General features: G+C 41.7%; 7 protein-coding genes and 1 pseudogene. 2 read left to right on the plus strand and 6 right to left on the minus strand.

Annotation, left to right across the window (positions count from 1 at the left end; all coding sequences use genetic code 11):
* The 3 genes and pseudogenes from ADA01nite_RS10525 to ADA01nite_RS10535 form a co-directional block, all read right to left on the minus strand.
* Positions 1–953, minus strand: a pseudogene (locus ADA01nite_RS10525) (TIGR02680 family protein); the annotation flags it as partial.
* On the minus strand, positions 943–2,121 hold the full coding sequence (locus ADA01nite_RS10530; RefSeq protein WP_146809925.1) for a TIGR02678 family protein: 1,179 nt from the start codon (positions 2,119–2,121) through the stop codon (positions 943–945). The pseudogene ADA01nite_RS10525 and the gene ADA01nite_RS10530, both read right to left, overlap by 11 nt.
* Complete coding sequence (locus ADA01nite_RS10535; RefSeq protein WP_146809926.1) at positions 2,118–3,599, minus strand: TIGR02677 family protein; 1,482 nt, start codon at positions 3,597–3,599, stop codon at positions 2,118–2,120. The genes ADA01nite_RS10530 and ADA01nite_RS10535 overlap by 4 nt, the downstream gene beginning before the upstream one ends.
* A 21-nt stretch (positions 3,600–3,620) precedes the next feature.
* Here ADA01nite_RS10535 and ADA01nite_RS23045 point away from each other — a divergent pair, with 21 nt between their 5' ends.
* Positions 3,621–3,950, plus strand: coding sequence for an IS66 family transposase (locus ADA01nite_RS23045; RefSeq protein ID WP_371863553.1), 330 nt, complete (start codon positions 3,621–3,623; stop codon positions 3,948–3,950).
* Positions 3,951–4,194: 244 nt separating this feature from the next.
* Here ADA01nite_RS23045 and ADA01nite_RS10545 read toward each other — a convergent pair whose 3' ends face one another.
* Positions 4,195–5,310 (minus strand): restriction endonuclease, SacI family, encoded by a 1,116-nt coding sequence (locus ADA01nite_RS10545; protein WP_170230223.1) that lies wholly within the window; start codon positions 5,308–5,310, stop codon positions 4,195–4,197.
* A gap of 180 nt (positions 5,311–5,490) precedes the next feature.
* Here ADA01nite_RS10545 and ADA01nite_RS10550 point away from each other — a divergent pair, with 180 nt between their 5' ends.
* A complete protein-coding gene (locus ADA01nite_RS10550; RefSeq protein WP_146809928.1) occupies positions 5,491–6,609 on the plus strand; it encodes a DNA cytosine methyltransferase in 1,119 nt (372 codons plus the stop codon).
* A 261-nt stretch (positions 6,610–6,870) separates the two neighbouring features.
* Here ADA01nite_RS10550 and rlmH read toward each other — a convergent pair whose 3' ends face one another.
* Positions 6,871–7,350, minus strand: a complete 480-nt coding sequence (gene rlmH / locus ADA01nite_RS10555) for a 23S rRNA (pseudouridine(1915)-N(3))-methyltransferase RlmH (RefSeq protein WP_146809929.1) — start codon at positions 7,348–7,350, stop codon at positions 6,871–6,873.
* Between the two features lie 258 nt (positions 7,351–7,608).
* Positions 7,609–7,851, minus strand: a complete 243-nt coding sequence (locus ADA01nite_RS10560) for a CxxH/CxxC protein (protein ID WP_246147302.1) — start codon at positions 7,849–7,851, stop codon at positions 7,609–7,611.
* Positions 7,852–7,942: the final 91 nt, after the last annotated feature.

Here is a 7,942-nt window from a genome sequence, read left to right on the forward strand (position 1 = left end):
AGCTCGCCGCGTGTTTTCGTTAGTGTATCAATTTCTACCTCTAAATCCTGTAACGCCGTTTCAAGGGCTTTAACCTCTTCCTCTTCTTTTTGGCGGCGGTCTCTTGCCAGTTTCCAATCGTTTACTTGATCAATCAGAATTCGTTGGTTATATTGCTCGTATGCATCTTTTAGTTTAGTTAGAGCCTTCACTTCTCTCTCCAGCTGCTCCAATTGTTGCTTCGTTTGATCCATTTGCTCAATAGAATCAGACAAATAACGTAAATCCTCATCTGTTAGGGGAGGGAGCGCTTCTTCTAAAATTTCATAGATAACGGTCGGCTTAAATTCTTTTGAAAGCTTTGGACTACGAAGCTGGATGAGAAGCTTGATTAAATCATCGTATGCCTCCAGCGTTTCAAAGCCGAAAATATATTTGTTCACGAGCGCCATATACTCTTTGTTGGAGCTTACCACTTCGCCTCCCGCACCAATCACCGTTTCGAGTTCGGTTTGGGAGCGCGGAAATTTGACTTTTTCTCCTTCCTGGTTCACCCACTTAAACAGTTCCAGGTCGTGGCCAATCCGGCGGTTATCAGTAATGACAAATCCCCACGACTTCAAAGATTGATTTCGTTTGGCCTGCATCCCCATTCCCGTTGTTAAATACTGATCGGTACCTTCTTTTTTGTATTCAATGAAAAGGTATCCCGTACGCTCATCACGGTTTGAAATTTCTTTTTCTCCTAACAAATAATCCGCCATGCGACGAGATTTTGATCCAAAAGGATCTAGGCGATCAGGTGACTTTTTTCCATCGAGAAGAACGGGCAAGAAACTTTGCATTGTCACGGACTTACCCGAACCGTTTGTCCCCCGCAACAGCAGTTTTCCATCTTCAAATTCAAAGATTTCATCATCGTAATACCAGAAATTGAGTACACCCGCGCGATTCAGCTTCCACTTATGGGTCATGATCAGCTTCCTCCCTTTTCTTTTCATAGTCAACTGGATAAAAGGCTGTTAACCTAGCAGCTCCTGGTAAGATCGTTAACATTCTCGTCTCCTCATCCCACTCTGCCATGTCCCACTCCCGCCATAGCTCTATGATCTGAGCAGCCGTTTCTTCTGGCGTTTCGTCTCGATGTTTCTTGGCCCACCCATGCCCGTACTGTTCCTTTGTCTGACGAACAAACGCATCAAAACGGGAGGCTGGCATACGAACTGTGCCTATTTCTGAAATGACAAGGGACTCGCGATGTTCCCGTAAAATCACCATCGTATGGAGAGCTACATCAACAATCCCTTTGGCATCAGGGAATAGCGTGTACCGCTTTTTCGGATCTGGTAACGTTAACATGGCAACATTTTTGAATACTTCCAGTCGAAAAGGCGTGTGCTGCTCAAAATCATCTCTCAGCCGGTTTCGGTAATTTCGAATGTACGCAAAATCTGGATCATCTTCACCCTTACGATAAACAAACGGCATCATCATCAGCTTGCGATAGACTCGTTTCCTCCGCTGGTCATCGGGTTGACGTTTCCACTCCTGAGCAAGCAACTCTTCTATCGTGTTAAATTGATACAGATCATCAGGATACGATCTCATGTAGTAACGAGAATGAACCGTAACTTCATACAGCACTTCTTCCTCTTCGCTCAATTGAAATAAATCTAAATTTCCATCAATCGTTTTAATCAAGCGGAGGGCAATCACTTCTTTCAATGCCCTTACAAGCGAGCGCCGATGTTGATAGTTCGTCCAATCTAACGGAAATTCACCAGGATAAAGCTCTTGAATTCGCTCGGCCAAATCTGAAAGCAAAAACTGCTCATCGATCCCTTTTTGCTCCGTATAAGCTAACGCACAACAGAAAATAGCATAATCCATTGGATCTTGAAAAGACTGAATACCCATCCAGCTCTGCGGTTCAACCGGTATCTTCTCCAGTTTGGCAAAATGCTGATGAACCGTTAATTCTAACCCGAACTTCTCTTGCAGGTACCGCTTTAGTTTCTGCTCCCGATCACGGATCAGTCTGTAGGCTTCCGGTTCATCTTCCCGCAAGATCCAAAACTGTTCAAACAATCTTCCAAGAGCATCTACCGTACTCTCATCAAATTGATCTTCTCGCTCGCTCATCCTCTTGCCTCCTTCCCGATAAAGTGGAACGTGACAGCGGGCATCTTCATCTCGCCATCTTTTGACCTCAGTGTAATCGTTCGCGTACGGTCTAACTGAACTCGAATGTGATCGCCGTATTCCGTTTTAATCGTGTGATCCGCTCGCGCCATTGCTTTACCGATCCAAGATAAAAACAGCTTTCGAACGAACGGCTCCACTACAGGTAATTCTTCTAACACAATTTCACTGCCAGACCGGTAAGCTTGAATGACTTGCCGCTCATATAACCGCCGCTCTAAATGTTCTTTTTTAGCTTTTTCCTTCAGCTCTCGATGATCTTCCAACGCTGTTGCTTTTGTTTTTTCTCGATACTCACGAATTTTGGGCACGCGCTCATGAGCCATCGGAGCTTCCTCCCACACATCCGTGTAAATATCGTCTGTTGGAATGTGATCGGAATAAATATGCTTCGTATGCGTAACGCCGAACGCAACGGAAGCCAGTTTATGCGCCTCTTCAATGGAAGGAAGGCGGAGAAACCACTGAGCTAAATGAAGATAGTCTTCTTTTCGGCTGCGCTGAAGCTGACTGCGCTCGCCTAACCGTTGTACAATCCGTGTAATCCGGCGTATCGCGTCGTTCGTTTGCTGCTGGACATTTTCATACTGACTTTCCCCTGCCTCATCTCCAAGGAACCAAGCTTTTACATTCATCCAAGTCGCTTCCATCTCAGCGATATGGTCAGTCTCTAAACCAATTCGTTCGAACCGAAAGACTTTTTCTTCATGCCGCGCTACCTTTTGAAAGAAGGCTCGCATGTCCTCACGTGATAGCGAAACCATGACATCTTGTATTCCTGCAACTGTTCGCTGTAGTGCAATAATAAACTCTCGTAAATAGAGCGTAAATTGATCTTTATAAAGTAAGAATGCCTCAGACTTTATTTGTTCCGACGCATCCTCACTTCGCAAGTACGCAAAGTAATCTGATGTATTTTGAGTAATTTTTTTAAAATATGTAAGCAGGTCATCCCAATGCTGTGCACAAACCTCGGGCATGTCATTGATGGAACCTTGTATTCGTTTAAGCGTTTGGTATATTCGTTCAAACTGGGTCTTTTCTAATGACCCTCCAAACGTATCGCTATCTTGTTCAAACTGAATGAGCATGCGTTCGAATTCAACCGTGTAAGGGGTAATCTGATAGCGAAACCGTCTCTTTTTAAACTCATCTACGGTCTTTACCTTTCCACTCTCCTGCTGAGCATGAAGATTCCCCCATTTCACTAATGATGATAGATCAGTGTGTAGCTCATCTAAATCATAATTAGCGAAAAAAGAGAACTCTTTAAGATGAGCAAACACTTCTTCTGGAAACAAAAACTCTCGTAAACGCTCATGTTGGATATAAAAAAAGCGAAGAATGGCGCGGTACTTATCACTTTTCTCTGTCGATAAATAAGTCGCTTCGGTCACTCGCTTAAAAGGACCTTCCATGATTTTACACACCCCTCTATCATTCTCGTTTGGACAACCCTTCTAAATGAAATTGCTTCTTTACGATCACGCGTAAAAGAACTGGAAGCACAGGTTAAAAAACAGTCACAAACCGCCTTCTTTCGCCAGATACCGTCACCAAAATGGAAGCTGCCTATGTACGCATCCTTGAGCGAGAGTTTGTGGAGCATCCATCGTCTTCTTTCTCCTCTGCCAGAAGAAAAGGGACGGAATAAGCCCCCCGTCAAAAATCTGTTGGATCGCTTGTCTGTCCATCGTAATCACGTGCTTGCCTTTCTACATGATCCTGCCATTCCGTTTGACAACAACCAGTCAGAGCATGATATATGAAGAGCAAAGTTGAAGCAAAAAATTTCAGGGACATCCGCAGTAAATGTGGATCGGATGCGTTTTGTGTCATATGCAATTTCATATCGACGGTCAAAAAACAGGGACGAAGTATTTTATCATCAATGGAAGACACGATTCTGAGACAGAATGTTTCGTTGTTCTCTTGCTAACTACTCAGGGTATTTCCCCTTGAAATACCTCTATTTGTGCTGTCTATTAACAGACTGAGCAATTACTATCATTTTTAATCCTCATTGTAGTCATCTTTGATAAGGTAATGTTCACGAGCTTCCTTAAGCAAATGACGTAATGTTTCCTCCTTTAACCTAGCTTCATAAACTATGTTTCTTAGATAGGAAAAGAAACGTTCAGTTGTGGTTGGTAAAATGAGAGATAAAATCATCTTAGTAAATTCCTTATGGTTCATAAATGAAAGATAAACTCCCATTTCCAAAGCTTTTGAAACAATAATTTCCTCGGATGCACCCTCGAGATATGCACGAGGTCCCGATACAAACATTAAACGATCACATCCAGCTAAAGCTGCTTTTCTAATGGCATGGGTTACATCCTCTTGTGTAAAAACCTTATCTTTAGCTTCAATTGCATATAAAATTTTGTCATTAAGGTATACATCTATATCACTTACTTCCTTTGAAGATGCACCTGATTGGTTAACAACATGTACTTCAACACATGTTTTTCCTTCTATTGAATCTGCTAAAAGATTCATAAGCGCGCCTACTGTAAGTGCTAAGGTTTCCCCCCCAAATGACTCAACTAGTAGAGCGTCTATTACTTCCTGAATTTCGTAGTATGTAGGAATTTTTGTCGCCTCTAAACCAAATATTTCCTCTTTTTCTTTAGAAATTTCTAAGGCAAAATAGATTGCATCGCAGAGGGCATCAAAAGCTTCTTGTTGAGTAACAATTTGGGGTAAAAATGTACAGAGTAAAGAAAGGAGTGCAAAGTCTTTTCCTTTCCGGACCGCATTATTTGTACTTAATTCAGGAAATCTTGCAGGTTTATTCAGAAACGGTTCGTTGGATCCACCTAATGCTCCATTTAGCTTATCACGTTCAAACGGTACTAAAACCTTGTGACATAAAGTTCTTGCATCATAAGCACCAGGTAAGACAGATTTTTTCTGTAAACAAAGTGCATTTACTTCTGGATTAGTGGCCTTTGCTAATAATGCATTAACCATAACATACTTGAAGGTTAGGTGAGTCCCAAACATAACCTGCTTAATTTCATCAATAAATTTAGAGCATAGTGTATATTGATCGCTGGTTACTCTCTCATAGGCTTTATTAAGATTTTGTAGGGCCTTATCTCGGTTAACATTAGTTAATTCCAATTCTGCATTCACCCTTCAGTTACAAACTTATGATATAATTAGATTTTAAACAAATATTGTTCCCTTATTTTAACTACTAATACTTTTAATACGAACCTATGTTTAGTATAATTATTACAAACATATATTCGTGTTTAATTGACTCAATACTAATAAAAATAATTTATGGAGTAGATTGCCATGAACTATAAATATACAGGAATCTCCTTATTCACAGGTGCAGGAGGTATGGACGTAGGTTTTAAGAGAGCCGGTGTCAATGTTCTTTGGGCAAATGAAATAGACAAAGACGCCTGCAACACCTACGAAGCAAACCATCCTGAAACTCTCCTAAAAAGAGGAGATATCCGAGAATTACTTGGTGAATTAGAACAATTTAATGATGTCGATATTGTTTTCGGTGGACCACCATGTCAAGGCTTCTCAGTTGCAGGAAAAATGGATCCCAACGATGAAAGAAGCACATTAATTTGGACTTTTCTAGACGTTGTAAGAATTATTCGCCCAAAGGCATTCGTCTTAGAGAATGTTAAGGCGTTAGCCACACTTGAAAAATGGAAAAATGTTAGAGAAAAACTCTTCCATCTAGCCAATGAAATGGGATATAGTTGCTATCCTTTCTTACTAAACTCGTCTCATTTCGGAGTGCCACAAAAGCGGGAGCGAGTTTTCTTCATTGGATTACTTGGTAAAAACATTGATCCTCATCATACGTTTTCTAGACTAGAACAGCGGAGAAAGAAGCCAAAAAATATTAGAGAAACTATTTCTATTCTAGGCCCCGCTGGAACGACCAGAAATCCTTTGACTTGTACAGCCAAAATCACCTTGGCGGCTAAACCGGTGATAAGGAAATCACCATATGCTGGAATGATTTTTAATGGATTGGGACGACCATTAGATTTAGATGGTGTCTCTAACACCCTTCCTGCCTCAATGGGTGGTAACAAAACACCAATTGTAGACGAAGCTTTGTTGTATAACCACGCCAATGATAATTGGGTAGTTAATTACCACAAGGGGCTACTCGAAAATAAGGTAATTCCTGAGTTCGGCGAAGCTCCTTCAAGGCTAAGAAGATTAACAATTAAAGAAGCTGCACTAATTCAGACGTTTCCTGAAGAATATGTTTTTCACGGCAGTAAAACAGCTATATACAGACAAATTGGTAATGCAGTACCATGTTTGTTAGCAGAGGCAGTTGCAAGTGCTGTAATTGACGAACTTGAGGGTATTACTATCAACAATATAAGAAACAAGCCTGAACAATTGGCCTTTGAATCACTTTTGTCAATATAGCTGAATAGTATTTACCAATCCTCTACAAATACTATTGCACCTTGTTAAAACAGTGTCAACTCGTTTACAAAAAATATAAAAAAGGATTTCAATAGGTCCATAGCTGCTTTTGGCTATGGACTTTTTGTTAGTGTAGGAAAGTATATGTCACGGGTGCTGATTATCCAATCATTCCCTTTCAATATACGTTGAATTATTCCTTTGTTCTATGAATCAATTTCATAATTTATTTATTCCTCTTGAAAAAATTATAATTCGCCGCTACTTATGATATGGTTCACCGCGGTTAATCCGAAAACCGCGGTACACCTGCTCCAGCAAAATCAGCCGCATCAACTGGTGCGGAAAGGTCATCTTCGAAAACGACAAATACTCGTTCGCCCGGTTCATCACCGTATCCGACAGGCCGAGCGAGCCGCCGATAACGAATGCAACCGAGCTCTTGCCATATGTCGCCCAGCTATCCAGCTTCTTCGCCAGCTGCTCCGACGACCACTGCTCCCCCTCGATCGCCAGCGCTACCACATGCTGATCCGGCTTCAGCGCGGCCAGAATCCGCCCGCCTTCCTTCTCCTTCACCCGCAGCATATCCGCCTCACTCAAATTCTCCGGCGCCTTCTCATCCGCTACTTCCACAATCTCCACCTTTGCATACGCGGACAATCGCTTGCGGTACTCATCGATTCCCTGCTTCAGATACTTCTCTTTGAGCTTACCCACCGCCACAATCATAATGTGCATAACCTTTCCCCCCTCCTCCTTTTTCAAACTTTTTGAAAAGTTATCCCCTGTTAAAACAAAGTTATCCACATTCTGTTGATAAAATTATTGTGAATATAAAACACACATATATATCAAAAAAAGCCAGGAATTTCAAGGTTTTTCACACAGCCCGCTCTTTTGTTCACATGTGAATAACGGAATTTACACAAAATTGCTCACAAGTTATTCACAATCATTGAATAACTTGTCCTGCTCATTTCTGCCCGCAAAATCATTTTACACAAGGATATACACAGGCTTCTCTCCGCTATATCGGCATGTCTCCGGCGCTTTCCATTTTTCCAGCTCCTGTGCGACTTCCGTCAGCAAATACACATCCGGCGCTTCTCCGTACTCGTCCACAAACTCATCGAGCGCAAGCTCCAACTGGTCGGGCGCACATACGATAAACCGGTCGCCGCCATGCTCCAGGTACTCTTTTTTTACCGGGTCCATCATCGTTTTTCCCTCCGTATGCATATTTATCGCTATCCTATCATATCTTATTTTTTTACCAAACATACAAAAATCACCATGGCTTTTTTATCAGTTAACTTTTGTGGTACGAAGG

This window comes from Aneurinibacillus danicus, assembly GCF_007991215.1.
In the GTDB taxonomy this organism is placed as follows: Bacteria; Bacillota; Bacilli; order Aneurinibacillales; family Aneurinibacillaceae; genus Aneurinibacillus; species Aneurinibacillus danicus.